The following is a 24523-nucleotide window of genomic DNA, read 5'->3' as shown; positions in this document are numbered from 1 at the left end:
GTGATCGGGGACAAGTTGTCCGGGCAAGACGATGCGTACCGGGAGTTCCGTGCCGCGCGGGACCTCCTTTTGCACCACGCCAACGACCAGGACGCCGCGCGCAAGGCGTTCCGGTGGCCGCGGCCACGGCAGTTCAACTGGGCGACCGACTGGTTCGACCGGATCGCCCAGGACAACGACCGGGTGGCGCTGCGCATCGTCGGACAGGGGGAGCTGACCTTCCAGGAGCTTTCCCGGCGTTCCGACCGGGCCGCAAGCTGGCTGCTGTCGCAGGGCATCCGCCGCGGCGACGTGGTGATGCTGCTGATGGACAACCGGATCGAGCTGTGGGAGCTGATGCTCGCCCTGATCAAGATCCGTGCCGTTGTCGCGCCCGCCTTCATCACCATCTCGCCCGAGGAACTGCGCACCAGGATCGGCAGGGCCGGAGCCCGGCATGTGATCGCCGACCACCGGATCGTGCCGGGGCTCGCCGTGGACGGCCTCCGCACCAGGATCATCGTGGGCGGCGAGCACGAGGGCTGGGCCGACTTCGCCACCTCGGCCGAGCACGAGGGCGACTTCGTGCCGGAAGGCCCCACCGAGGCCGACGAGCCGCTGTTCTACTACTTCACCTCCGGCTCCACCTCACGGCCGAAGCTGGTGGTGCACACGCACGTCAGCTACGCGATCGGGCATCTGGCGAGCATGTACTGGAACGGTCTGAAGCCGGGGGATGTGCACCTCAACGTCTCCGCCCCGGCCTGGGCGAAGTACCCGTGGAGCTCGCTGTTCGGGCCCTGGAACGCCGAGGCCACCGTGGTGTCCATGGACAACGCCGACGCGACCCCGCAGCGGCTGCTGGAGGTACTGGGGACCGGGACGGTCACCAGCTTCTGTGCGCCGCCCAGCATCTGGCGCGCACTGATCCGGACCGGGCTGCCCGACGGCCTGCCCGGGTTGAGGCACGCCGTCAGTGTCGGTGAACCGCTCATGGGTGATGTGGTCGAACAGGTCCGCAGGCTGGCCGGGGTGACCGTCCGCAATGGCTTCGGACAGTCCGAGGTCACCGCCATGGCCGGGGTCACCGCCTCTTCCCCGGCGGACCCGGTATCCATGGGCTACCCGCTGCCGGGCTACGAGCTGGTGGTGGTGCGGCCCGGTACCGATGAGCCGGCTCAGGAGGGCGAACTGTGCCTGGACCTGACCAACGAGCCCGTCGGCATGATGCGCGGCTACCTCGACCCGGAGGATAATGCCACCAGCCATACGCCGGGCGGCCTCTACCGGACCGGTGACCTGGCCCGGTGGGACAGCGACGGTTCCCTGGTCTATCTCGGGCGCCGCAAGGACGTGTTCGAGGGACCGGACGGGACGCTGATCGCTCCCCTCGAACTGGAACACGTGCTGGTGCTGCACCCCGCCGTCGCCGAACTGTCCGTGGTACCCGTGTCCGAGGGCACGGCACTGGCACCCAAGGCGTACGTCGTGCTCAGCGCCGGCTGGAATGCCAGCCGCGCCACCGCCGAAGCACTCTTCGCGCACCTGGAAAAACATCTGCCCGCGCCCAAGCTGGTGCGGTTCGTCGAGTTCGTGGACGACCTGCCCCGCACCGAATCGGGCAAGGTCCAGCGCGAGGCCGTCCGACGGCTGCGCAGGTCCCGCCACGTCGAGTTCGCCGCCGGCCCACCCACCGCCCTGGCATAGTCTCGGTCGGTCATGGGCCGTGGAGCGATCTCTGTACCGTTCCCTGCCACGCCGGGCCCGGCGGCATCGCCTGATCATTGCTCAATTCTCCGCTGAGAATGCGGTATTGGCCTGGATAGCGGAATCTCGGATACGGGATACCGGAGTGCCGATGGTGCGACGAGAGGACAGGGGTGCCTGAAATCCGACCGGGCGCGGCGGGGAAGTTGGAATTCAGAGAGCAACCAGCGGCCACGTTGGGTGCATGGGGAAACGGCGAATATCCCTTCACCTGCAGACTTTTCCCGTTTGATTTCGACTCGTATCGCGGCGTAGCGTGGGGAGTGGTCCAGCTGGATGGCTGGATGATCATTCAGAGATCCAAGTCAGAGATCCGAGGAGGCACGATGAGCTTCCGAAGTGTATTCCCCCGTAGGCATGGCGACGATTGGGACGACTACGGCCGTGGATACGGTCGTGGACGTGGAGGCCGCTATGGGCGGGGCCGCGGACGCGGCTTCGGTCGTGGACGAGGCTTTGGCCGAGGCCGCGGTTTCGGCGGCCGTGGAGGCCGTTTCTAGCGACCCCACGGGTTAACTTCGAGGCTGGTCCCCAACCATGAGGGCTGGCCTCGAAGGTGCTGCGAGACAGGCACGTGCCCCTCGTGTCAATTCCCGTTCGCGCCATCCGAATCGGAGCGTCATCCGATGGGGCCTCTTGACCCGCTGATCTCGATGAGGAATGCGTCGTCGGCGAAGGCGGGTCTTTGCTGTGCCGACCTCGCGCAATGGAGCCTACGGAGCACCCTGAATTTCCGGCGGATGCTCCGGCAGGAATTCCGGCCGACGTGCCGAGTTGCGAATATCCAGGCAAGGGAAACGCTGCGTGAGGCACATAGCGTCACACGCAGCGCGCTTCCGGGTCTTCCCTGCCCGTACTCTTCAGTATTCCCGTCGACGGCTTGCCGCGCAATCGCAGGTGTGCATCGTGCCCGGGCGAGTGGTAATCCGCGTGGACTACTTACTGCACCCACAAGTGGCGCCCCTGCACTCGCCATGGTAAAGACGCCCTCACGTGCGGAGAGTGCAGGGGCAGGACACAGCGGCGGCGTTTTTGCCGCCCAGGTATGCGGTGCCGTTGTGCCGGCTAGCGGACGACGTGGATGTTCAGCGGCGCAGATACGCGGTCCGTCTTCGCATGCTGGTGGTTCTCGTCGGTCGCGTACAGCACCGAACGGAACTGCAGCTCGCCGGCCTGGGTGGCCTTGACGTTCGCGTTCACCTCAAAACCGAAGTCCTGCTTCACGGTCCGCCAATTGCTCCAGTGGCCGGGCTTGCCGGACCTCTGCTGTATGACGAGCGTGGTGTACCGCTCGGCGTCGTCCCCACCCTGGCCGTGCACCTTCACGACCTGGCCGACATGCACCGTGTGGGGAGTGGCCTCGATCGAGATGTCGCTCTTCGCGAACGCCGGTGAGGTAGCCAGGGCAGCCGAGGCCGCACCCAGTGAGCCGATCACAGCTAACCGCTTCAGGCCACGCTTCATATGTGTGTCTCCTTGGATACCTAAGTTCGCAATGCGTCAACTGGGACTCAAGAGTCCGTGATTGACGTGCTTTCACCGAGAGAGAGCCGTCAGCGGGGCACGAGGTTGACTCCCGATGGTCACTACTTCGTCACTGCGGTCGGCCACTTCCCTCCGAAGACAGGCGGGTCAGGCCGACGCGCGGGAAGAAGACTTCGGGCGAGGGGAGTGACCGGGGCAGGGTCAGCCGGGAACGATCAGGTCGATCCCGTAGGCCGCGACCGCGAGGCAGGCGGCGAAGCACAGCACGGCCGTGGCGGTCGCCGTCTTCTGGTGCCGGCCCCGGGGCACGTCGGGAGCGGGCTCTCCGTGTCCGGCGCGGGCCCAGGCGGCCAGTCCGAGCGAGAACATCACGACCACCACCACGGTGATCCCGAGGCTGACACCGAAGACTCCGGCGAGAGTGCCCCAGCCGATGCCCATCGTCTTTCTCCTTCCTGCGCCCTTCCTGCGCTCCTGCGCCCTTCCCCTCCGCCTCTTCCTCGACGACGGCCTGCCGGGACGGTTCGGCTCAGGCGGCCGACTTGACAGTGGGCTCCGCAGCGGGTGCCGGCACCTCATTGACGTTCTCCGGGCTCACCGGGCGGCGGCGCGAGAGCACGTAGAAGCCCGCCGCGGCAGCCAGCGCGACGCCCGCGACCAGGGCCACCCCCGCGTTGCCCTGGTCGGCCACCCACGCCGCCAGGCCCCCCACGGCGGCCGCGGCCGGCAGCGTCAGCAGCCAGGACACCGCGATCCGCCCGGCGACACCCCAGCGCACATGTGCCAGCCTGCGGCCCAGCCCCGCGCCGAGGATGCTCCCCGTGCAGACCTGGGTGGTCGACAGCGCGAAGCCCATGTGCGACGAGGCAAGGATCACCGCGGTCGCGCTGGTCTCGGCGGCGAAGCCCTGCGGGGCCTGGATGTCGGTGAGCCCCTTGCCCATGGTCCGGATGATCCGCCAGCCGCCCACGTAGGTGCCCAGGGAGATCGCCAGGCCCGCGCTCAGCACCACCCACCAGGGCGGCCCCGCGCCGTGGTCGAGCACTCCGCTCGCGATGAGTGCGAGGGTGATGACGCCCATGGTCTTCTGGGCGTCGTTGGTGCCGTGAGCCAGCGCCACCAAGGACGCCGATCCGATCTGCCCCGCACGGAAGCCCTTCCCGGCGGCGCGTGCCGAAGTCCTCCGGGTGATCACATAGGCGAGGTAGGTGGCCAGCAGCGCCACCACGCAGGCCACCACCGGCGAGGCCACCGCAGGAATCACGATCTTCTCGATGATCGTGCCGAAGCGCACCGCGGAACCACCGGCCCCCACCCACACCGCGCCGATCAGCCCGCCGAACAGGGCGTGGGACGAGCTGGACGGCAGCCCGAGGAGCCAGGTGACCAGATTCCACAGAATGGCCCCGATCAGCCCGGCAAAGATCATCACCAGGGACACTTCGCTGTCCTGGACTATGCCGCCCGAGATCGTCTTGGCCACCTCGGTGGAGAGGAAGGCTCCGCCCAGATTGAGCACGCCCGCGACGGCGACGGCGACCCGGGGGCTCAGTGCCCCGGTGGCGATGGAGGTGGCCATCGAGTTGGCGGTGTCGTGGAATCCGTTGGTGAAGTCGAAGGCCAGGGCTGTAAGGATCACGGCCACCAGCAGGAAGGAGACAGATGCCATCCCGGTCCTCCGCATCGAGGGCGGTCCGGCCGCACGGGCCCACCGGAATCATCTGTGTGAACCGCCGTCCTCTCCCACGCTAAGCGCCGCTCCGAAGCGTCGCCAATGCGGCGGCCCGGGCCGGTCGGTGGTGGCTGGACGCGGCAGCGCCGTGCCGGACGCGACGGCGCCGTCCCGCTGCCCCCGGCCGCTGCCCCTCACGGTGGTGGAGTACGCGTGTCCTCGTCAGAGCGTTGCGGAGGGGCGATCGGAACCCAACAGGCTGCTCACGGTCGTCAGCTGCTCCGATCCGACCAGCCGTGCGGCAAGTGCGAGCCCCGCCTCATGGGCCTCGGCGCCCGCGTACGTCTGACTCGCGTCCGTGACGATCTGCGGCCGGAAGCCCCGTTCGAAGGCGTCGACGGCCGTCTTCAGCACACACATCTCGGTCGCTATCCCGCAGATCACGAACTCCGTCCAGGCGCGGAGCCGGACCAGCTTGTCCAGTTCCCCGGTGAACGCGGAGTACTGCACCTTGTCCAGCACGGCGGCGGAGCGGGCCGCGTGGTCCGTGAGTTCCCCGATCAGCTCGTTCTCCGGAGGCGACCGGAACCCTGTCCAGTGCATGAGCCGTTCGTAGGGTGAACCCGGCGGGTTGAGAAACCGGGTGAAGACGACATCCCGCCCGGTGCGCTCCCAGCGCTCGACCAAGTCGACCACGGTGGGCACGACGGAGGCCGTCTCCGCGGTGATGAATCCGTTCTGCATGTCGACGACCACCAGGACTTCGGTCATCCCCGCACCCCGGTGCTCTCGCCGGCCAGCCATTTCTGCCATTCGGGGGCGCGGAGGGCAGGCCCCGGCCGCATCGACGTCCCCACCCAGGACCGCACCGGTCTGATGCCGTGCAGTGCGTTCACCAGCCACACCTCTTTTCCTTCCAGCTCTTCCACCGGTACCTGTCGCTGTCCGACCGGAACACCGAGCTGCGCGGCCCGTTCCTGGATCACCGCCGTGGTGACTCCGCCCAGTACGGGCAGTTGCGCCGACGGAACACAGAGCCGGTCCTCGTCCCACCACAGCACGCTGGCAAATCCGCCTTCCAGGACCACACCCGACTCCGTGGTGAGAAGCGCTTCCTGCGCGCCCCTTTCCACCGCCCGCCCGCGCAGCGCGCCGAGTACGTCGAGGTCGGGGCCCTTCAGATGCGGAGCCGTCCTGGGGTCGGCGGTGTCCGGCACCCACACCGATACCTGCCCGCTCCGGGCCGGCGACGGCCGGATGCGCAAGCGCAACGCGACCGGCTCCTCAGCGGCCAGCTCCACACGGGGGAACCAGTCTCCGGCCATGGGGAGCTTGCCGAGGGCAGCCTGCCAGAACGCCGCTGCGGTCTCCTGGGACACGCTCCCCACTGCGGCGCAGCCCCGCAGGAAGCGTTGCCGGTGCAGGTCGATACGGCGCACCCGGCCGTCGCTGAGCAGCCAGGAATCGGCCAGCGACAACCGTGTCCGTGTCGTTGCGGTCGCTGGGGCCGCCGGGCCGTCCGGCAGCAAGGAACCATCCCGCCAGACGAACACCTGCTCCGCACCCGGAGGCGGGCCCACTGCGCTCACCACGTCCCGTTTCTGAGGATGTGCCTGCGCAGCTTCCCGTTGGGCGTGCGGGGAAGTGCGTCCACCAGGTGCACGACGCGCGGGACCTTGTGGGGCGCGAGCCTGTCCCGCGCCAGCGCGACGAGCTGGGCGGGCAGGGAATCAGGCCGGCCGGCCGGGTCCCTGGGCACGACGAAGGCGTGCAGCTGGGTGATGCCCTGGGCGTCCGCCAGCACGGCCACGCCGATTTCCGTCACCGCGGGATGATCGCCCAGCGCGGCCTCCACTTCCAGCGGGGAGACCGTCACGCCACCGACCATTTCCATGTCATCAGCGCGACCGACGTGCCGGTAGGACCCGTTCTTGCCTCGCACCACGCGGTCGTGGGTGGCGAGCCAGCCGTCCACCAGCGTCCGAGCCGTGTCCTGGGGCCGGTTGAGGTATTCCGTCATCACCGTGGGACCGCTGACCCACAGGTCGCCCTCGACCTCGTCGGCAACCGGATTGCCCGCCTTGTCACGGACTTCGAGCCGGTATCCGGGGACCGCGCGGCCGATCGTACCGGGCAGGCAGAAGTCCACGCCGTTGGTGCACATCGCGTGGCCGACCTCGGTCGAGCCCAGCTGGTCCAGCACCGGCGCGGCCATGAACTCGGAGATGCGGCGGCCCAGGCCCGGACGCAGGTTCTCGCCTGCCGACACCGCGGCACGAACGGTGGCGAACACGGCGGGGTCACCGCTGCTGATCAGGTTGGCGTAGGCGGACGGCACGGCGTAGAGCACGGTGACGCCGTGGCGTGCGATCGCTTCCCGCACCGCCCCCGGCGTCTGCCGGTCGCCGAGCAGCACGACGGAGGAACCGGTGTACAGCGGGAAGGCGAAGGCGTTCCCGAACCCGTAGGCGTAGAACAGCTTCGACAAGGACAGACCGACGTCGTCCGGACCGATGCGAAGGACCTCTTCGCCCACCGCGCTCGCATACACCGCCACGTCCTGGTGGCGGTGCGGCACGCCCTTGGGGACGCCTGTCGTGCCCGACGTGTACTGCACGTAGAGACGTGCGTCGGACGCGAGCGAACGGGGCTCGGTGGCCGGCGCCTCTTCGGCTGCCGTCATCAGCGTCTCGACATCCAGCACGGCCGTGCCGTCGAAGCCGCCCGCCCGCTCCACCATGGTCACCGCCAGCACTGCCTTGCAGTCGTCGACGATGAACCGGTGACCGTCAGCGGTCAGGTCGGGATTGACGAGGACAGCGGTCGCGCCGAGGACAGCGGTGCCGAGGAACGTGGTGATCCACCCGATCCCGTCGGGAAGGGCCACCACCACATGGTCGCCCGGCCGGACCCCGTGCTCCGCCAGAACCGTCGAGGCCCTGGCGGCCAACTCGTGCACCTGCCCATGAGTCCAGGTGCGTTCGGCGGTGTGCACTGCCGGGCGGTCGAGCCAGCCCGATCGCGCGGCCCGCTCGGCCAGGTCAGCAGCTATGTTCACCATTGTGCAGTCCTTGTCGGTCCGGCGCCCGGCAGCTCCACCGGCTGCTCGGCCACAGAGAACAGCGCACGAAGCGGAGCCGCGGCCTTGAGAAGTACCTCCGCGTACTCCTCATCCGGGTCGGAATCCAGCACGATCGCTCCTCCGGCGCCGATGTGCATCTTTCCGTCGGCGAAGACCACCGTGCGGATGACGATGTTCAGATCTGCCGTGCCGTTGCAGGACAGGTAGCCCAGCGTCCCCGAGTAGACACCGCGGGCCTGCGTCTCCAGCCCGTCGATGATTTCCATGGTCCGGTGCTTCGGAGCCCCGGTCATGGAACCGCCGGGGAAGCAGGCGCGCACACAGTCCACCGCGTCGGCTCCCGGCCGGAGCTTGCCCCGGACCGTCGAGACGAGCTGATGCACCGTCGGGTAGCTTTCGACCGCCATGAGCTTGGGCACGTGGACACTGCCCACTTCGCAGACCTGTCCGATGTCATTGCGCAGCAGGTCGACGATCATGAGATTCTCGGCCCGTGTCTTGGCACTGTTGGCCAGCTCGCGCTTGAGTGCGGCGTCCTTCGAGGGCACGGCATCACGAGGGGTCGTGCCCTTGATCGGCTTGGACTCGAGGATGCGCTGCCGGTCCAGCTTCAGGAACCGCTCGGGTGACGAACTCGCGATCTCGACGTCGTCCAGCCGCAAGAAGGCGGCATAGGGTGCCGGGTTGTACGTGCGCAGCCGCCGGTAGAAGTCGAGGGCGTCATCGACCGCGGGGAGCTCGGCGGCGGTGGTCAGGCAGATCTCGTAGCTCTCTCCCGCCACGAGCGCGTCCTTGCACCGTGCGATGTCGTCCAGATACTGCTTCCGGTCCCGCATCAGCCACGGTTCGACCAGAGCCTCGTTCGTGGCCTCCGTGGTCACCAACCGCACCGGTTCGGCGGGCGGAAGTTCGCGCAGGGAGGTGAGCGTGTCGTCGAGCCAGTGGTTGGCGGACAGCTCGCCCGCCACGCTGTTCTCGGCGAGGCACAGCAGGTAGGTCAGGCAGTCATGGTGGTCCACGACCACGAGCCGGTCGGCGAACAGCCAACTGGCGTCCGGCGTCCGGGCCTGGTGACGGTTGGGCGAACCAAGGCCGCCCTTGAGTTCGTAACCGAAGTAGCCCACGTAGCCGCAGGCGAAGTCGAACGGCAGCCCGGCCCGGTCGACCCGACGCTGCCGGAGCTGGTCCTGAAGGTAGTCGAACACGTCGCCAGGTATGCGGCTGGGGAGCTGGCCCTGCCGTTCGACGTGCACCACGTCCTCGGCGCTGTCATAGCGCACGAACTCGGCCAACGGGCCGCTGCCGTCACCGAGAAAGGAGAAACGGCCACGCCCGGGGTCGTTCTGGGCACTGTCCAGCCAGAAGGCCCGCGAGGAGCCGGCGAACAGCTGGGAGAAGGCCGACGCAGTGTCCACGGTGGACTCGAAGAGGCTGACGTGCAGCCGGTACTTCGCGTGGTGCGGAACCTCGGCGTCCGCCGGGGCCGGGCGCTGCCGGCTGGTGACCGGCACCGGCCGAGGCCGTGCTGTCCGCCGCGGCCGGTGTTCGATCGTGAGGTCCCGAAAGTTGGCGACGAGCTCCGCCCCGTATTCGGTGGCTATCGACTCGGGGTGGAACTGGACCCCCCACAGCGGTCGGAGCCGGTGCCTGAGCGCCATCAGCACGCCGTCCTCGGACCAGCCCATGCCTTCGAGTTCGTCAGGCAACGGTTCCTGCACGCACAGTGAGTGGTACCGCACCGCGGTGAAATGCTGCGGCAGCCCACGGAAGAGATCCCGCCCGTCGTGACGGACGGTGGTCAGATGGCCGTGTTTGGGGGCCGGAGCGGGCACCACCTCGGCCTGCGAGCCGAGTGCGATCCCCTGGTGCCCGAGGCACACGCCCAGCACCGGCACGGTCGCCTCGGCCAGAGCGCGCGTGGAGATGCCGAAATCCCGTTCCCTGCCGGGGTGTCCGGGCCCCGGGGAGATGACCACGTTGTCGAACGTGTCCCATTCCAGCGCGCCGCTTCCGGGAGCGTCGTTGCGCACCACCGTCGGCTCCTCGCCGTTGACGACGGCAAGCAGCTGGAACAGGTTGTACGTGTAGGAGTCGTAGTTGTCGATCAGCAGAGTCCTCATTGAGGCTGCTCCTCCAGAGCCGTGTGCCCGCCGTTCGGATCAGTGACGGGCGGCCAGATCCGCCACCGCTTCGATCACATGCATCGCCTGTGTGCCGTTGAGACGGGGGTCGCACAGCGACCGGTAGCCGAGTGCCACATCGGCTTCGTCGTCCGGGCCGCCAGGGCCGACACACTCGGTCACCTCGTCGCCGGTGACCTCGAGATGCACGCCACCGGGCCACTGGCCGGCGCGTCCCAGAACCTCGAAGAACCCGGTGAGTTCATCGAGTATGTCGTTGATGTGCCGGGTCTTGATCCCGTGGGAGGTGACGACCGTGTTGCCGTGCATGGGATCGCAGATCCATGTCACCGGGTGGCCTGAACGGCGTGTGACATCGATGAGTTCCGGGAGTCGTTCCCGCACCCGCCGCGCGCCGAGCCGGACGACCAACGTGAGCCGCCCGGGCCGCCGGTGCGGATCGAGGCGTTCGCACAGCTCCCGCACGTCCTCGGCGCGGATGCCGGGGCCGACCTTGCACGCGACAGGATTGCTCACGGCCGACAGCAGGGACACGTGAGCCCCGCCGGGCTGCCTGGTCCGCTCGCCGATCCACGGCAGGTGCGTCGACCCGGCGAACCACTCGCCGGTAACCGGGTCGAACCGGGTAAGGGGCTCCTCGTAGTCGAGTACCAGGGCCTCGTGGCTCACCCACAAACGGTCCCGCCCCGTCGAGGCGTCGAGCCGGTGTAACCGGTCCAGCACCATGCGAGCGGTCTGGTATGCGGCGAGCATACGGAAGGGGTCGGAGCGCCTGCTCCGGGCGTCCGGCTCGGACCCGTTGACCAGCAGACCACGGAAGATCGGCAACACCGTCCCGTCCACCGTCTCCACCGGCTGTGACCGGGGTTTGGCGAACTGGCCGGCCATCCGCCCGATGGTCAGTGCGGGGAGCTTCAGCCGGGCGGTGACGCTGTCGGCCATCCTGCTGATCAGCTGGTGATCGCGCTCGGCGCTGCGCACCGCATGCCTGCCGAAGGGTTCCGCGCAGGCCCCCGCCTGCAGCAGGAATGCCTCGCCGCGCTGCACCTGGGCCATGCGTACGCGCAACTCTCCGGCCTCGTCGGCGCCGACCAGGGCCGGCAGCGCCGCCAAGCGCCGGCGGACGGCAAGAGCAGTCGCCGGGTCGTGCCAGTCGGGCTGCTGGGCGGCAGGCAGGGAGCCGGCGGTGGGCGACGTCTTTAACGGGGCCCTTTCCCGTGCAAGGGACCGTTGTTCTCCGATGCGGGTCGAGATCGGCATAAGGCGTGCCACTATTCCCCTCTTCCTGCGTATGAGCCTTGTGACGCAGGCCAAGATTATTTGAACACCCGGTTCAATCCGGATTCAAGTAGGTACCTTGAGGTACGCGAAAGGTGCAGGACACTGCACGCGCGGGCCCCACATTAAGGGCGCGGACACCCGGTGAAAGGCTGGGTGACCTGCAGTCAGGTACGGGTGCCGACCGGTTCGGTCACCACTACGCACCTTGAAGTACGTAGTTGTGCGGCTTCGCTCACGCAAGGTACTTTTCTCACGTATAGCGTCCGCAATTGCGGAATTCCCCGTCGTACGCAAGCCACCGCTTGCATGGCGTTCCGAGGCCAGCGACCAGCGAACTTTCCAGGAGGACGGCAGATGTGCGGTGTCGCCGGATGGGTCAGTTTTCGTCAGGACCTCTCGCATGAGGAGAACATTCTTGAGGGAATGACCAACTGCATGACCTGCCGCGGCCCCGACGCCTCCGGGCACTGGCTGTCGAGGCACGCGGCCCTCGGGCACCGCCGGCTGTCGATCATCGATCTGCCTGGTGGGACACAGCCCATGACGGTGGATACGCCCGGAGGGCCCGTCACCCTGAGCTACAGCGGTGAGACGTACAACTTTGTCGAGCTGCGCGATGAACTGCGCAAACGAGGCCACAATTTCCGCACCAGAAGCGACACCGAGGTCGTGCTGCGCGGATACCTCGAATGGGGTTCCGCCATTGCGGAACGCATGGTGGGAATGTGCGCCATCGCAGTGTGGGATTCCCGCTACGAACGGCTCACCCTGATCAGGGACCGCATGGGAACGAAGCCCATGCACTACTACCAGACCAAGGACGGCCTGCTCTTCGGATCTGAGCCCAAGGCCATTCTCGCGCATCCCGACGTCGCGCCTGCCGTGGACATGGAGGGAATGCGTCAGCTCTTCAGCTTCTTCACGTCTTCCGAGAACGCCGTATGGGCCGGCATGAAGGTGATGACGCCCGGTACGGTCATCGAGTTCGACCGCAACGGGCTGCGCGAGCACACCTACTGGCAGCTGTCCGCCGAAGAGCACACCGACGACCTGGACACGACGGTGGCCCGGGTACGGCAGATGGTGGAGGACAACGTACGGCACGAGCTGGTCGCCGATGTGCCGCTGGGCCTCCTGCTCTCCGGTGGTCTGGACTCCAGTGCGCTGGCGGGGCTCGCCAGTCAGCACCTGACCGCCAAGGGGGACCGGGCCCGTACCTTCTCGGTGGACTTCCCCGGCCAGAGCGAGAACTTCCAGCCCCATGAGATGGCCGACTCCGCCGACGCGCCGTACGCCAAGGAAATGGCCGCGCACATCGGTTCCGAGCACCACGACATCGTGCTCGACCACCGCCGGCTGTCCGACCCCGGCCTCCGGCGCTCCGTGGTGGCGGCGTGGGACCTCCCCTGGGGCATGGGCGACATCAACGGCTCGATGTATCTGCTGTTCAAGGCCGTCCGTGAGCACGTGACCGTGGCGCTCAGCGGCGAGGCCGCCGACGAGATCTTCGCCGGCCACGTCTGGCACCAGTCGAAGGCCGCGAGGTACGGCAGCACCTTCCCGTGGCACACCACCTGGCTCAAGCGGGTCGACTGCTCCGCCTACCTGACGGGCGACTTCAGGACCGCTTTGGACGCCGACGCATACACCGCTGACCGCTTCCGGGAGGCAGCCGCGCGCGTGCCGTACCTGGACGGCGAGGACGAGGAACAGCGGATGTACCGGCGGTCGCTGCACCTGGGGCTCAACCACTTCATGCGGGTGCTGGAGGACCGGGTCGACCGGATGGCGATGGCGGTGGGCCTGGAGACCCGGGTGCCGTTCTGCGACTACCGCCTGGCCCAGTACCTGTACAACGTGCCGTGGACGATGCAGACCTTCGACGGCAGGGAGAAGAGCCTGCTGCGCGCCTCGGTCAAGGACGTGGTGACCCGGTCGGTGGTGGAGCGCCGCAAGAGCCCCTACCCGTCCACCCAGGACACGCTGTACTGCGCCGCACTGCAAGAGCAGGTCAAGATCCTGCTCAAAGAGCCGAACAGCCCCGTATTCGATCTGTTCGACCGGAGCAAGCTCGCCGAAGCGACCGAGCTGGCGCCGCACCAGATCGCCGGCGCCCCGCGGGCGGCATTCGAGAAGGTCCTGGACCTGGCTGTGTGGTTCGAGATCCGCAACCCGGAACTGCGGTACTGACCGTACGGAGGACCAGTGAGCGACAAGCTCAGTCTGACCCGGGGCTACAACCTGCTCCGGATGAACGCTGACACCCAGAACCGTGATGCCGCCTTCACTCTGAGCGGCCGTGAATACGAGCTGCTGGAGGGGGTTTTCTCACCGACCCTTTGCCCGTCGACGGAAATCTACGCGAAGTGGCTTCCCTACCCCGCGGGCGGCAGTTTCCTGGAGATCGGAGCCGGAGCCGGCGTGATCTCCGTGACCGCGGCCCTCAGCGGCTGTGCTCAGGTGACCGCGCTGGACATCAACGAGACCGCTGTGGAGAACACCAGACGGAATGTGGCGCGCCACGGCGTCGCCGACCGGGTGCACGTACTGCACAGCGACATGTATTCCGCACTGGACCGCGAGACGCGCTTCGACCTGGTGTTCTGGAGCTCCAGCTTTATTGAACCGCCGACGGACTTTGCGCACGAAACTCCCCTGCACCACGCGATATTCGACCCCGGATACGTCATGCACCAGGAGTTCCTGCGGTCGGCGGCCGGCCATCTCGAGCCCGGCGGCCGGCTCCTCCTCGGTTACAGCAACATGGGAAACCGCGCACTCCTCACCGAGGTTGCCGGCAATGCGGGGCTGCGGTTCGAGCAGATCCACGCGGCACCGCACCCACAGCTCGCCGATGTCGAATACCAGTTGCTGGAGTTTCATACGGCAGATCGGCCCGCGGGCTGAAAACAGAATGGAGACGGGACGGATCCAGTGAACCGAACAGAAGAATCCGGCTACCGTTCGCTCTTCGAACAGTGGGATAACCGGTCCTGGGTGCGATCGAAACCGCGCAGGAACGGAGCGTTCGAGAGCGGGTTGCACTATTTTTCGCCCGACCTGTGCCCGCTGCTCGCCCACCCGGAGGTTCGGGCAGCCCCGGAACAGGTCCGGGAAGAGATCCTGGTGCACTCCCTCTACGTCTACCTGGAGTTCACGGTTCAACTGGAACTGGGGCCGGTGAACGAGACCTGCCTCCTGTTGCACTCACCGGATTTCTGCCCGTGGCTGCCCGCGGAGATGAAGGAAGACCTCCTGCGCATCTACACCGACGAGGCAGCGCATGCGGAGATGTCGCACACCTTGCTGACGACGGTGAGGGATTACACCGGTGTGGAACCGATTCCCCACCGGCCGTACTTCCTGCAGGAGCTCTCTCGCCTGTATGCGGCGGAACTTCCGGTGTACCGACCCCTGGTGAAGCTGTTCTTCTCCATCGTATCCGAGACGTTGATCACCGGGAGCCTGACCAAGCTGCCGAAGGATCCCTCGGTGCAGCAGGCGGTACGGGACCTGGCCGCCGACCACGCGACTGACGAGGGCCTGCACCACGCCTACTTCCGGCGCCTGTTCAAGTCGCTCTGGCCGAAGATGCCGGCTCCGCTCCAGACCAAGATCGGGGCCATTCTGCCCGAGATCATTCTGGCGTTTCTGCGACCGGACGAAGGCGCGATGACGCACATGCTCGCCGGCTACCCTGACGTCTTCGCGGACCCGGTGCGCGTGGTGGCCGAGACCGTGGAATTGCCGCAGGTCCGCAAAAGCCTTGTCGACAACGCGACGCCCACACTGAGGATGCTGGCCCAGGAAGGTGCGTTCTCCGACCCGGCGATTTCCGCAGCGTTCGACAAGCACGGTCTGCGTCGGAACGCATGACCCATCGGCTGCGGGCGTAGGGCGTGGGGCATTCCGCCCTTCGTACCGGCAGACGCGTCGCCGTCCCGACCCGCAGAAGGCAGGAGACCGCAGTGATCAACGACTACATACTCGCACTGCTGTCCGCACCGCCGGCGGACGCCACGGAGTTCACCAATGGGCGGCCCGCGTTGTGGATGGACAATTTACGGAAGTGGCTTGAGCGCGCGGCCGAATTGGACCACAGCTTCCGCTTCGACGAACCCGTACAGGATCAGGACGACCGACGGCTCCGCCTGAGAATCCGTCAGCCCATAGCATCCATCACGGACTTCGTGCTCCACACTTCAGCCGATGTCGACAGGCCTCTTCCTCCTGGCGCCAGCCCGGTCGATTGTGACTTTGTTGTCCATTTCATGTGCGTGGCGAACCGGCCCGCTGCACAAAACCAGCCCGCTGCGCAAAAGCCACAGCCGCGAGAACAACCCCGAGACCAAGCGCGGGAACACCCCTGCACACCGTGGGCCGGTCGACAGGGCCTCCTCATCGTGGAGCCCCGGTGGGCGGCAGCCGTACTCATGGCGCACTCGGCCCCGTTGTTCTGGGGTGCTTCGGCGCGCGAGGAGAGCAAATCGCTGCTGGACAATATGCGTCCCGGCGCCGGCGGCGCCTGAAGCCCGTGCATCGCGGCCGCCCCATTCTTTAAAGAACCTGAAGCATTGTGAAGGTGTGAGCATTCGACCGTGGATCGTGGACGACAGATTATGGATGCTGATCGAGCCGTTACTGCCGCCCTGGCCCGAGCGGTCGCCGGGGCCGCGACCGGTGGCGGACCGGCTCTGTCTGCAAGGCATCCTGTACGTCCTCTACAACGACATTTCCTGGCAACTGCTGCCACTGGAGCTGGGGTTCGGATCCGGACAGACCTGTTGGCGCCGCCTGGAACGCTGGCAGCAGGCCGGCATCTTCGGCAAACTGCAGCGCATTCTGCTCACCGAACTGCATGCGGCCGGCCAACTCGACTGGTCACGGGCCTGCGTGGACAGCTCCCACCTCCGCGCAAAAAAGGGCGTGCCGACACCGGTCCGTCGCCGGTCGACCGGCGCAAGGCGTGCAGTAGACGTCACCTGATGGCGCGTCATGAGGCTGGTGATGTCTGACACGCGGCAGGTTCACAGCCTCTTGCCCCGACTGCCCCGACCGGTTCACCAGCCTTGTGTCGCCGCGGCGGCATTCCGTCCCGTCGCCGGCCGTCGGGGCGCCCGTGCAAGCGGCCGTCGCCCTGCTCGGCGACAGGGCTACGACTCTCCGCCTCCACCCCCACCGCGTCGCACTCCGCCTGCATAGGCCCCTTCCCTTCATCTCCCGCAAGGGCGCCCCGGACGGCAAAGGCATGGGCAAACTCGCCGCGTCGTCGAGTAGGCCTTCGCCCCCGGCCCCACTACTTCAAGCGCCTCGCTCTCCCCGGGAACCCCACCGAACTCCACAACGTCTTCTTCTCTTTGGCCTGAAGTCTCGTCTGCCGGTGACGCCTCAAGAAAGCCCACTCATGATCGTGTTACGAGCTCCAAGGAAGTGATAACGTTCCGAACGGGCGGGGGATTCGTCACACTTGAAGGAGGGTCATGCAAGTTTACCCTCATCGTATTCTTTGCGAGGCACGTCACACTCCGACTGCGGATTGCCCCACCTGGCAATACATGCAGTCCTCGATGGAGAAGTGGGTTAATGGCCAGCCGAAGCACGCTTTACATTTAGCCCGGGAAGCCGCACGCCGTGGAATTTACTGCACGTCCGAATTGGATGTCCCGCTGCAGGCCAAGATATGGCTCGCCACACTGACCACCACCCTGCGTCAAAACAATGAAGCCGACCGCAGTATTGCGGCTGCTGAACGTTCTGCCGCACTTGCTGGAAATCACCAGTACCGAGCTGTTCTGACATTCCTCCGAGCCGCTTTGAACTGGAACCTGGGCAGGGTTTCCACAGCGCTCGAGCAGGCGCAGGCCGTCTTGGAAGCCCCTGAGGAGACGGCGAACAGCTGGAAGCCGTACGCCCGTGTTCTCCTGGCCCTGGGCGCGCTGCGACGAGCAGACTTGCGCACCGCCGGCGCGTATGCGCGGCAGGCGGCCATGGACTGGGCACTCGGGAACACCTACGGCCTGGCCTGTGCGTGGATGGTGGTGCAGACAACGGAGGCAGAGCACGGAGCAGAGGCGGCCGCTCCCCTGGTGGAACAGCTGATCTCACCGGGCCAGGCCCGCGAAAGGCTCCTGCTGACGGACCCGGCGGCCGCAGCGTGGCTGGCACGCTTCATGCTGCACCGCGACTGGAAGAACGCCGAAGGGATCGCGGCCACCGCCCGCACGCTCGCCACTCGGAGCGGGGGGCTGCCCGCGCTGGAGGCCGCCGCCCGCCACGCCGAAGGGCTGGTCCGCCGCAGCGCCGCGGATCTGCTCTTCGCCGCGGACCATCACCCCGATCCATGGGCCGCTGCCTCCGCACGGGAGGACCTTGGCGTGATGCTCGCTGCACAAGGGGCCTTGGACCGGGCCACCACGGTGCTGGAACGCGCCACGGCCGGCTATCTCACCGCGCAGTCCCCCAGGGACGTGGCCCGGCTCAAACGCAGGCTTCAGCGGCTCGACGGCACTCGCGACCACGCGGACCGGCCCGGGGAACCCGGCACGGGAATCCTGGGTCTGACGAAAACCGAGGCCGCCGTGGCCGAGCTGGTCGCACTGGGGCTGTCCAACGCGCAGGCCGCCCAGAAGTTATTCATCTCCCGGCACACCGTTGCCCATCACTTGCGGAGTATCTTCAAGAAGCTCCGCATCACGTCTCGTGTCGAGCTGGCCCGGACCTGGATGGAAAGCTGCCGATAGAAATCGGAGACCGGCCTCCCTCGTGCACTCCCTCGTGCGCACCCTACTCTTTCATGAATTCCATCTCCCGCTTCGTCCAGTCGAAGTCGCTTCGCGCGTCGACGATCTTCTGCTCGTGCTCGTCAAGCCATTCCCTGACGCCGTTGACGAGTTGGAGCAGGGTCACTCCCAGCTCGGTCAGTTCGTATCCGACCAACCGGACGGTGGAATTCTTCGACGACGTGAGGGGGCCTCTGACATACCCGTCACGCTGAAGCTTGTGAAGCGTTTCGATGAGCACCTTGTGATTTATGCCTTCGAGCCGCCGGGTGAGCTCGTTGAACCGGCGCCTCCCTCCGTCCAGTTCGGCCATAACCTCAACCGACCATCTTGCGGAAAGGGTGCAGAGGATTTCCTTGACAGGAATCTCCGTACCTTCTTGTACCGGCACTGATTCATGGATGGACTGTGTCACTGGGATCACCGCTTATTGCTGTGTTGATCGCTGTTGATCACTAGGGAAGAACATTTTTGGAGCCAGTCCTCGACGAGACCGGCTGCGATGTCACTGTGCTGCTCCAGCATGGTGAAGTGGTTGCCGGGAACATCCAGCGCGACGTGCTCCAGGGGCCAGGAGGTCTGCCACCGGCCTCCGTTGGTCTCCTGGGCCATCGAGTCGGATGCCCGCAGGAACAAGGTGGGTGTGTCGACGACGGTGGGCTTCCACCCTTGGAACAACCGCAGATAGGCGCCCATCGCGGTCAGGCGGGTGTCGTCGACCGGCACATGGACGTTGTCGCGCTCGAGGACCGCCGAGATCAAGGCGGGGGCGATGGCGTCCCGGTCGTCACCTTCGGACAGATCAAGCACGTCCGCCAGCACCACCCCTGCCGGCCCCGCTCCCTGTGCCTCCAGGTGTGCCGCCAGGGCGTGGGCCAGAATGCCACCGGTGGAATGGCCCAACAGCACGAACGGTTCCGTGCGGCGGGCCTCTCCGAGCCCCGAGGCCAGCGCTTCCAGCACGGCCTGCCGCGTGGCCGGCACCTGCTCATCACGGCTGAAGCCGGGCAGGGGCAGGGCCCACACCTCGCGTTCCCCCGGAACGGAGCGGCCAAGCGGGCGTACTGGTGCGGCCCTGATACCGCCAGCATCGACGGCACGCAGATCAGGGCAGGTCCACGGTCACCTTCGCTGAGCCGAACGGGCTTGCTCGCCACGCCGGTGTGGAAGGCGGGCCTGAACTGCGACATCTCGGTGAGCAGTCCCAGGAACTCTCCCGCCTGGCGGGCATCGGCGGCCTGCCGGAGCAATGTGCCCAGCACGAAATCCGGCGCGTCGGGGGTGGGCGCCCGCTGGGTGAGTTCGTTCCGCAGGTGTTGGGCGAGTGCCATCGGTGTGGAGTGGTCGAACAGTGCCGTCGGCGCAAGGCGCAACCCCGTTGCCGCAGTCAGCCCGTTCCGTAGTTCGACGGTGGTCAGAGAATCGAAGCCCAGTTCAAGGAATTCTCGGTCGGCGGGGACGTCGTGCGTGGGGCTGTGTCCCAGAATCGCGCGGATGTGGGTGCGCAGGAGTTCCAGCAGCACCAGGTCCTGCTGGTCATCCGGCTGTCCGGCCAGCCGGTCGGACAGGGACGGCCCCGGGGCGGCCGCGACGGTTCGGCGGCCACGGGAGACGAGCCCCCTCAGCAGGGCGGGTGCCGGTACGTCGCTGCCGTCGGCGCGTCGCACGGCGGCCAGGTCCAGCCGGATGGGCACCATCACCGGTTCGCCCGCTGCCCGTGCCGCGTCGAACAGCGACAGACCCTCCTCGTTGGACAGCGGCCGCGCGCCGGAACGACTCATCCTGTGAACATCGACGTCCGTGAGGTCCCGGGTCATCGCACCGCTCTGTACCCATGGCCCCCAGGCGAGCGACAGTGCCGGGAGACCGGACGCGTGGCGCTGCTCCGCCAGCGCGTCCAGCATCGCGTTGGCGGCCGCGTAGGCGCCCTGGCCCGGTCCGCCGAAGACACCCGCGGCGGAGGAGAACATCACGAACGCGGACAGGTCGAGGTCCCGGGTCAGCTCGTGCAGGTTGAGCGCACCGTCCACCTTGGGACGCAGAACGTGGTTGAGGTGCTGTTCGGTCAGTGCCGGGATGACAGCGTCGGCCAGCACCCCTGCGGTGTGCACGACGGCGGTGAGCGGCTGGTGCTCGGGAACGGCCCGGAGTACGGCTGACAGCGCCGCGGAATCGGCCACGTCGCAACTCACCTGGGTGATGTTGCCGCCGAGTGCGGACAGTTGCTCACCGAGCGCGCGGTCCGGGTCGCTTCTGCTGACGAGCAGCAGGTTACGCACGCCGTGCTCGACCATGAGGTGCCTGGCCAGCAGCCTGGCCAGCGCGCCGTTGCCTCCGGTGATCAGGGTCGTGCCGTCGCGGTCCCAGGCGGTGGCCTGCCCGAGGTCCTGCCCTGCCTTGGCCAGCCGGGGCGCGTGCGTCACACCGGCCCGGATCACCAACTGCGGCTCGGCCGAGGCCAGCGCCGCCGGCACCGCGGTGGCGGAGGCATCGTGCTCGTCCACGTCGACCAGGGCGAATCTGCCGGGGTTCTCCGATTGGGCCGAACGCACCAGGCCCTGGACCGCGGCCGCCGCGAGACCGGACCCGTCCGTGCTCCGCGTGAGGAACACCAGGCGGGCGGCGGCGAGCCGTTCGTCGGCCAGCCATGCCTGGACCAGAGTCAGCGTCGTGCCCAGGGCGGTCCGAGCGGTGTCCGCCCGCGGTATCTCGACGATCACCACCTCCGGCACCGCCGCCCCGGATCCGATCTCCGCGACCAGCGCGGCCAGGTCGGGCACCGAGCGTGCCCCGGTGGGCAGTTCGCCGACTCCGAGCTGCACGCAGGAAACCGGAGCCGCCGTGACCTGCTCCGGCACCAGGTCCACACGGAACAGCGCGTTCGCATGACCGCTGGACAGCGTCGAGACAGGCCGGGCCGTCAGGGACTCCGCTGCCGCCACCGCCCGTCCGGAGGCATCGGTCACCAGCACCGATACCGATGCCGGCCCCGTGCGGCGCACCCGTACGCGCAACTCCCGGGCGCCCGTGGCGAACAGCGACACTCCCGTCCAGGCGAACGGCAGCGCCCCTTCCCCGCTCGCGATGTGCAGCGCCGCGTCGAACAAAGCCGGGTGCAGCCCGAAGGAGCCGGCCTCGTCGTGGCGCTCCTCGGGCAGAGTGACCTCGGCGAACAGGTCGTCTCCTCGCCGCCAGGCCGCGCGCAGCCCGCGGAACGCCGGACCGTAGTCGAACCCGTCATCGGCGAGCCGGTCGTAGAAGGCGCTCAGGTCAACTGCGGTCGCCGACGCCGGCGGCCACTGCGCGAGCTCGTCGGTCCGGGCTTCGACGGCGTGTGTCAGGACACCACTGGCGTGGCGCGTCCAGACGCCGTCCTCGGTGCTCCCGTACACCCGCACGTCCCGCCGCCCGGCCTCCTCCGGCCCGAGGGACACCTGGAGTGCGACCTGGTCCTGATCGCGCAAGGTCAGCGGCGTTTCGAGGGTCAGCTCCTCGACCGTGGGACTCCCGACCTGGTCGCCTACGTACAGAAGAAGATCGACGAAGGCCGTTCCGGGCAGCAAGGCCGTGCCGTGGATGAGGTGATCGGCCAGCCAGGTGTGCGTCCGCAGCGACAGGCTGCCGCTGAACACCTGCGTGTCCGGGTCATCGGCGAGGTGCACCGTGTGGGTGAGCAGGGGGTGGCCGAGCGCGTCGGCCCCGCGGGGCGTGGCAGGGGTGTCGGCCAGCCAGTAGCGCCGGTGCTGGAAGGCATAGGCCGGCAGTGCCTGCCTGCGCGTGTCCGTGTCCTCCCAGAAGGCGGGCCAGTCGACGCGCACACCATGGGTGTGCAGCTGGGCAACGGCGGTGACGATGCTCCGGGGTTCCGGACGGTCCGCACGCAGCGCGGGGGCGAACACCGTGTCCGCGACGTCGTACAGGCAGTCCTGCCCCATACCGGAAAGCGCTCCGCTCGCGCCCAGTTCCAGGAACGCGCGCACGCCTTGGGAGGCCAGCTGGCGCATGCCGTCGTGGAAGCGCACGGCTTCCCGCACGTGCCGGGCCCAGTAGTCCGGAGAGGACAACTGATCGGCAGTGGCAAGAAGCCCCGTCACATCCGAGACCACCGGGATCCTGGGTGCGTGGAACGTCATACCGGCGGCAATGCGCCGGAACTCGTCGACCATGTCATCCATATGAGCCGAGTGGAAAGCGTGGGAGACACGCAACCGCTTGGTCTTGCGGCCACGGCGCTCGAACTCCTCCTTGATGCCGAGCACCGTCTGCTCGTCACCGGAGATCACCACGGACGACGGTCCGTTGATCGCGGCGATGGACACCCGGTCGCCGGCCGCAGCCACGACCGGAGCGACCTGGTCCTCGGACGCCTGGAGGGCAACCATCGCCCCGCCCCGGGGGAGAGCTTGCATCAGTCGCCCGCGGGCCGCCACCAGTGCGCATGCGTCCGGCAGCGAAAGACAGCCGGCGACATGGACGGCAGCCAGTTCACCTATCGAGTGGCCCAGCAGGAAGTCGGGCTTGAGACCCCAGGATTCAACCAGCCGGAAAAGGGCCACGGAGATCGCGAACAGCGCCGGCTGGGTGTAACCGGTCTCGTCGAGGAGTGACGCCCGTTCCGAATCGGGTTCCGCGAACATCACCTGACGCAACGGGACGTCGAGGTGGGGGTCGAATTCGGTGAGGACCGCGTCCAACGCCTTGGCGAACACGGGGAATTCCTCCGCGAGCTGCCTTCCTGCCCCCAGCCGCTGACTGCCCTGCCCGGGAAACAGGAAAGCCGTCCGCCCGGCACGCACACTCGTGGTCTTGGCAGTCGTGAGCGCTGCCAGCAAGTCATCCCGGGTCTCTCCCACCACCATTGCGCGGTGCTCGAAGTGGGTGCGTCCTACGGCGAGGGTGTATCCGACGTCGACGGGGTCGAGTTCGGGGTGGGACTCCAGGTGAGTGCGCAGACGGTCGGTCTGGTCCCGTAGCGCGTCCGCGGTGCGGCCGGACAGTACCCAGGGCACCACACCACCGCTCTTGCGGACGGGCGGGGGTACGGGTGGGGCTTGTTCGATGATGACGTGGGCGTTGGTTCCTGAGACGCCGAAGGACGAGACCGCTGCGCGGCGCGGTCGGTCGGATTCGGGCCATGCCTGCGCGGCCGTGACCAGCTCGACGCCTTCACCCCACTGGACATGCGGCGAGGGAGCGTCGACGTGCTGCGATGCCGGGACGACGCCATGGCGCATGGCCTGCACCATTTTGATGATTCCTGCGACACCCGCGGCGGCTTGGGTGTGGCCGAGGTTCGATTTCACCGAGCCGAGCAGCAAGGGGGCGCCGGACCGTTCCCGGCCGTACGCTTCCACCAGCGCGCCGACTTCGATGGGATCGCCCAACCGCGTCCCGGTGCCGTGCCCTTCGACGACATCCACATCGCCGGGCCTCAGCCCCGCACCCGACAACGCCTGCCGCACCACCCGCTCCTGCGCCCGCCCGCTGGGAGCTGTCAGCCCGTTCGAGGCGCCGTCCTGGTTGACCGCGGATCCCCGTACCACTGCGAGTACCCGATGCCCGTTCCGCACGGCATCGGACAACCGCTCCACCACCAACACACCCACACCCTCGCTCCAGCCGGTGCCGTCGGCTGCCGCGGCGAAGGACTTGCACCTGCCGTTCGGGGCGAGGCCGCGCTGCCGGCTGAACTCCACGAAGATGCGCGGGTTGCACATGACGGTGACACCGCCCGCAAGCGCGAGGGAGCACTCACCTGAACGCAATGACTGCACCGCCCAGTGCAGCGCCACCAACGACGACGAACACGCCGTGTCCACCGTCACCGCGGGCCCCTCGAGCCCCAGCACATACGACACCCGGCCAGAGGCCACGCTGCCCGCTGTGCCGATGCCGAGGTACCCCTCGATCTCCTCGGGCAGCGTGTCCACCCCGGAGCCGTAGTCGTGGTACATCACTCCGGCGTAGACGCCGGTGCTGCTTCCGCGCAGTGCGAGGGGATCGATCCCTGCGTCTTCGAGGGCTTCCCAGGACGCTTCCAGCAGCAGCCGCTGCTGCGGGTCCATCGCCAGTGCCTCCCGCGGTGAAATGCCGAACATTTCCGCGTCGAAGTCACCCGCACCGGCCAGGAATCCGCCCTCGGCGGTATACGACGTGCCTGCCACGCCCTCCGAACCGAACAACTGGTCCAGGTCCCACCCACGGTCGTCGGGGAACGCGGACACGGCGTCCCCACCCGAAGTGAGCAGCTTCCAGAGGTCTTGGGGGTTCTGCACACCGCCGGGGAAGCGGCACGCCATCCCCACGATGGCCACCGGCTCGTTACGGGCGTCCTCGA

Annotated in this window: 17 protein-coding genes and 1 pseudogene; 7 read left to right on the top strand and 11 right to left on the bottom strand. The window is 67.7% G+C overall.

Translation table 11 applies throughout. From position 1 onward, the window contains the following. Positions 1–1686 (top strand): AMP-binding protein, encoded by a 1686-nt coding sequence (locus tag ABR737_RS05810; RefSeq protein WP_350249110.1) that lies wholly within the window; start codon positions 1–3, stop codon positions 1684–1686. 1125 nt (positions 1687–2811) lie between these two features. On the opposite strand, the gene ABR737_RS05805 is transcribed toward ABR737_RS05810, so the two are convergent. The 8 genes from ABR737_RS05805 to ABR737_RS05770 form a co-directional block, all read right to left on the bottom strand. Continuing rightward, positions 2812–3210, bottom strand: a complete 399-nt coding sequence (locus tag ABR737_RS05805) for a hypothetical protein (RefSeq protein ID WP_350249109.1) — start codon at positions 3208–3210, stop codon at positions 2812–2814. Positions 3211–3432: 222 nt separating this feature from the next. Next, positions 3433–3672 (bottom strand): hypothetical protein, encoded by a 240-nt coding sequence (locus ABR737_RS05800; protein ID WP_350249108.1) that lies wholly within the window; start codon positions 3670–3672, stop codon positions 3433–3435. A gap of 88 nt (positions 3673–3760) precedes the next feature. Then, complete coding sequence (locus ABR737_RS05795; RefSeq protein WP_350249107.1) at positions 3761–4900, bottom strand: inorganic phosphate transporter; 1140 nt, start codon at positions 4898–4900, stop codon at positions 3761–3763. 225 nt (positions 4901–5125) lie between these two features. Further along, positions 5126–5674 carry a cysteine hydrolase family protein gene (locus tag ABR737_RS05790; RefSeq protein WP_350249106.1) on the bottom strand — a complete coding sequence of 183 codons (549 nt, stop codon included), beginning with the start codon at positions 5672–5674 and terminating at the stop codon, positions 5126–5128. Continuing rightward, a complete protein-coding gene (locus ABR737_RS05785; RefSeq protein WP_350249105.1) occupies positions 5671–6495 on the bottom strand; it encodes an aminotransferase class IV in 825 nt (274 codons plus the stop codon). The genes ABR737_RS05790 and ABR737_RS05785 overlap by 4 nt, the downstream gene beginning before the upstream one ends. Then, a complete protein-coding gene (locus ABR737_RS05780) occupies positions 6489–7964 on the bottom strand; it encodes an AMP-binding protein (RefSeq protein ID WP_350249104.1) in 1476 nt (491 codons plus the stop codon). Before ABR737_RS05780 ends, ABR737_RS05785 begins: the two co-directional genes overlap by 7 nt. Next, complete coding sequence (pabB, locus tag ABR737_RS05775; protein ID WP_350249103.1) at positions 7958–10105, bottom strand: aminodeoxychorismate synthase component I; 2148 nt, start codon at positions 10103–10105, stop codon at positions 7958–7960. Before pabB ends, ABR737_RS05780 begins: the two co-directional genes overlap by 7 nt. Positions 10106–10144: 39 nt before the next feature. Further along, positions 10145–11386, bottom strand: coding sequence for a 3-deoxy-7-phosphoheptulonate synthase (locus tag ABR737_RS05770; RefSeq protein ID WP_350249102.1), 1242 nt, complete (start codon positions 11384–11386; stop codon positions 10145–10147). Between the two features lie 327 nt (positions 11387–11713). On the opposite strand from ABR737_RS05770, the gene asnB reads away from it, so the two are divergent. The 6 genes from asnB to ABR737_RS05740 all read left to right on the top strand — a co-directional run bounded on the left by asnB (position 11714) and on the right by ABR737_RS05740 (position 18147). Next, complete coding sequence (gene asnB, locus ABR737_RS05765; RefSeq protein WP_350249101.1) at positions 11714–13597, top strand: asparagine synthase (glutamine-hydrolyzing); 1884 nt, start codon at positions 11714–11716, stop codon at positions 13595–13597. Between the two features lie 15 nt (positions 13598–13612). Further along, the gene (locus tag ABR737_RS05760; RefSeq protein ID WP_350249100.1) at positions 13613–14314 is read left to right on the top strand and encodes a methyltransferase; all 702 of its coding nucleotides are present in this window, start codon (positions 13613–13615) and stop codon (positions 14312–14314) included. A gap of 27 nt (positions 14315–14341) precedes the next feature. Beyond that, the gene (locus ABR737_RS05755; protein ID WP_350249099.1) at positions 14342–15283 is read left to right on the top strand and encodes a diiron oxygenase; all 942 of its coding nucleotides are present in this window, start codon (positions 14342–14344) and stop codon (positions 15281–15283) included. Between the two features lie 92 nt (positions 15284–15375). Next, positions 15376–15936 carry a hypothetical protein gene (locus ABR737_RS05750; protein WP_350249098.1) on the top strand — a complete coding sequence of 187 codons (561 nt, stop codon included), beginning with the start codon at positions 15376–15378 and terminating at the stop codon, positions 15934–15936. Between the two features lie 55 nt (positions 15937–15991). After that, positions 15992–16393, top strand: a complete 402-nt coding sequence (locus ABR737_RS05745) for a transposase (protein WP_350249097.1) — start codon at positions 15992–15994, stop codon at positions 16391–16393. Between the two features lie 494 nt (positions 16394–16887). Further along, complete coding sequence (locus ABR737_RS05740; protein ID WP_350249096.1) at positions 16888–18147, top strand: LuxR C-terminal-related transcriptional regulator; 1260 nt, start codon at positions 16888–16890, stop codon at positions 18145–18147. Between the two features lie 43 nt (positions 18148–18190). Here ABR737_RS05740 and ABR737_RS05735 read toward each other — a convergent pair whose 3' ends face one another. The 3 genes and pseudogenes from ABR737_RS05735 to ABR737_RS05725 form a co-directional block, all read right to left on the bottom strand. Next, positions 18191–18601: a winged helix-turn-helix transcriptional regulator gene (locus ABR737_RS05735; RefSeq protein WP_350249095.1), complete on the bottom strand. Its 411-nt coding sequence runs from the start codon at positions 18599–18601 to the stop codon at positions 18191–18193. A gap of 5 nt (positions 18602–18606) precedes the next feature. Then, positions 18607–19212: a thioesterase domain-containing protein gene (locus tag ABR737_RS05730; RefSeq protein WP_350249094.1), complete on the bottom strand. Its 606-nt coding sequence runs from the start codon at positions 19210–19212 to the stop codon at positions 18607–18609. A gap of 344 nt (positions 19213–19556) precedes the next feature. Continuing rightward, positions 19557–24485 (bottom strand): annotated as a pseudogene (locus ABR737_RS05725) (type I polyketide synthase); the annotation flags it as partial. Between the last annotated feature and the right edge of the window lie 38 nt (positions 24486–24523).

Origin of the sequence: Streptomyces sp. Edi2, assembly GCF_040253635.1 — a bacterium.
Lineage (GTDB): Bacteria > Actinomycetota > Actinomycetes > Streptomycetales > Streptomycetaceae > Streptomyces.
This window is presented reverse-complemented; position numbering and strand designations above follow the sequence as displayed.

Coding starts and splice junctions, on each gene's coding strand:
- pabB (WP_350249103.1), bottom strand. CDS start 10,105: ATGAGGACTCTGCTGATCGACAACTACGACTCCTACACGTACAACCTG.
- ABR737_RS05740 (WP_350249096.1), top strand. CDS start 16,888: ATGCAAGTTTACCCTCATCGTATTCTTTGCGAGGCACGTCACACTCCG.
- ABR737_RS05795 (WP_350249107.1), bottom strand. CDS start 4,900: ATGGCATCTGTCTCCTTCCTGCTGGTGGCCGTGATCCTTACAGCCCTG.
- ABR737_RS05790 (WP_350249106.1), bottom strand. CDS start 5,674: ATGACCGAAGTCCTGGTGGTCGTCGACATGCAGAACGGATTCATCACC.
- ABR737_RS05805 (WP_350249109.1), bottom strand. CDS start 3,210: ATGAAGCGTGGCCTGAAGCGGTTAGCTGTGATCGGCTCACTGGGTGCG.
- ABR737_RS05780 (WP_350249104.1), bottom strand. CDS start 7,964: ATGGTGAACATAGCTGCTGACCTGGCCGAGCGGGCCGCGCGATCGGGC.
- ABR737_RS05800 (WP_350249108.1), bottom strand. CDS start 3,672: ATGGGCATCGGCTGGGGCACTCTCGCCGGAGTCTTCGGTGTCAGCCTC.
- asnB (WP_350249101.1), top strand. CDS start 11,714: ATGGCGTTCCGAGGCCAGCGACCAGCGAACTTTCCAGGAGGACGGCAG.
- ABR737_RS05770 (WP_350249102.1), bottom strand. CDS start 11,386: ATGCCGATCTCGACCCGCATCGGAGAACAACGGTCCCTTGCACGGGAA.